Raw genomic sequence first — 1,887 nt, 5'->3', positions numbered from 1 at the left:
TTTTGGATCGCCGTATAACAGATAGCCATTATCATCGGCAAGGGCAATAACATGGCCAAATTCATGTGCTATTACACCTTGTTTTTGTAGTGAAGTATAACTCCCTATTTTAGCTTGGTTAATCTGAACAATACCTTGATTATAATAATATTTTCCCCCGATAGAACCAACATATAGGTTTGTTTTACCCGACCAGGTTACGGTTGAATCATTAACCTTTTTAATAAGGATTTCTCCAGTTGAGGAATTAGAAATAGAAACAGGTGTCGTTGTGTTCCAAGAATTAGCAGCGTTCGAAATAAGGCTAGTGAGATCGTTAGCACTGCTATCAATCTTATAATAAAAAATATTATCTGGCCAACGATAAGGTAGAGTGAAATAAGCAGATGCAGATTGTATATTCATTCCAAGTACAAGCACAAGCACAAGCATTATTACTACTAGAAGATTTTTATAAAGAACAATCTTTTTCAATAGACACACCTCCCAAATTTTATATCTGGGCGCCCTGAACAAATTATAATATAAAAAAAAAAAAAAAAGATCAACCATTTTTTTCCACAAAAATTCGCCAATTTCAGCTTTGATTCGACAAAGCCAAAGTATAAACTTTTACAGCCGGTGAAACTCTCCACCGGCTGTAACTGTTACTTGCTATCTTAATAGTTTCTTTAAAATATAATAAACCAATACCCATTGAAACAATACCGGTACTAATAAAAATATCTCCAGACCTCCACTAAGAAGACCTTTGATGATAACGAAGGGAAAAAATATACTGGAGCAGAGGAGCAAAAACCAGCCTAACCATTTAAGTCCAAGCGGAAGATAAGCGAGATGCTTACGAGAAAATGAAGGATAAGCTGATGGACCAGTTGAAGCACACTTTCCGGCCGGAGTTCCTGAACCGAATTGATGAAATTATCGTTTTCCACCCGCTGGAGGAAGAACAATCCAGCAAATCGTAGATTTGATGCTAGCTGCCTTGAACAAGCGCTTGCAGGACTTCGGCGTACAGGTTGAAGTGACACCGGCAGCCAAAGAAGTGCTGGTGAAGAAGGGCTATGATCCTGCCTTTGGGGCAAGGCCCTTGCGCCGGGCTATCTAGCGTATGGTGGAAGACCAGTTGTCGGAAGAACTGCTGAAAGGGACCTTTGCCTTAGGGGATACCGTTATCGTAGATGCGGAAGACGGCAGGCTGACTTTTAGGAAAAAGGCTTAAAGAATTACAGCCGGTGGTTAATTACCGCCGGCTGTGTCTTGCTATTTCGTCATATAGTTTATCTTTATCCATGGAGCGGGAAGGTTCTGGATTTTCTGCCTTAAAAAAGCCAAGTTTAAATTGACCTTGCCAACCAGTTAAGACAGCATACTTATCTTCTTCCGGAGAGTAATGCAAAAAGAGCAGATATTTTTTGCCAGGTTCCATTATTTCAACTTTGTCCAGTTTACTGGTGACTCCCTTATATACTCCTCCGTCCTGTTCAATGATTATCTTATTTCTTGATTTAGGCTCTGAACCTTTGTACCACTTTGAGACATTGAAATAGACATCTGTAGCAATATCAAGCTCATCAAAACGCGGGTAGGATTTTATTGACTCAGCCTCTCCTTCGACAATTACATCGGCATCTTCTACCAGGGATTTTACGTCAGGATAATATTTAACCCAGCTAGCATGAGATATAATCATAGGTTTTTTTGAATTCTCAGAATTAATAATGCCTGATACTATTAGTAAGCTCAGCAACCCAATAAATAATAATGGTTTAGCCTTCATCTTTCACACCTCCTTAAAGTTAATACAGATAGTTTGCTCCTTCAATATCGCCATAAACATAACCTACACCTGGCACATATTTATTAACAGATTGTGGTGTATAGATA

The 1,887-nt window shown here is 38.9% G+C and carries 4 protein-coding genes; 2 read left to right on the top strand and 2 right to left on the bottom strand.

Translation table 11 applies throughout. The features are described from left to right. On the bottom strand, positions 1–474 hold a 474-nt coding region (locus tag JDF658_RS13285), incomplete at its 3' end, for a hypothetical protein (RefSeq protein WP_200805690.1). Positions 475–866: 392 nt separating this feature from the next. On the opposite strand from JDF658_RS13285, the gene JDF658_RS15065 reads away from it, so the two are divergent. Both JDF658_RS15065 and JDF658_RS14920 read left to right on the top strand, forming a co-directional pair. Continuing rightward, a complete protein-coding gene (locus tag JDF658_RS15065; RefSeq protein WP_305764307.1) occupies positions 867–968 on the top strand; it encodes a hypothetical protein in 102 nt (33 codons plus the stop codon). Positions 969–985: 17 nt separating this feature from the next. Beyond that, positions 986–1,108, top strand: coding sequence for a hypothetical protein (locus tag JDF658_RS14920; RefSeq protein ID WP_242946686.1), 123 nt, complete (start codon positions 986–988; stop codon positions 1,106–1,108). Between the two features lie 135 nt (positions 1,109–1,243). Here the strand turns inward: JDF658_RS14920 and JDF658_RS13275 are convergent, their stop codons facing one another. Further along, entirely contained in the window at positions 1,244–1,780 is a 537-nt protein-coding gene (locus JDF658_RS13275; RefSeq protein WP_079907986.1) for a hypothetical protein, read from the bottom strand. Positions 1,781–1,887: the final 107 nt, after the last annotated feature.

It is taken from the genome of Carboxydocella sp. JDF658, assembly GCF_002049395.1.
Classification (GTDB): Bacteria; Bacillota.
This window is presented reverse-complemented; position numbering and strand designations above follow the sequence as displayed.

What these genes read in the sequence shown, in the direction of transcription:
- JDF658_RS15065 (WP_305764307.1), top strand. Translation starts at nt 867, where the DNA reads ATGGACCAGTTGAAGCACACTTTCCGGCCGGAGTTCCTGAACCGAATT.
- JDF658_RS13275 (WP_079907986.1), bottom strand. Translation starts at nt 1,780, where the DNA reads ATGAAGGCTAAACCATTATTATTTATTGGGTTGCTGAGCTTACTAATA.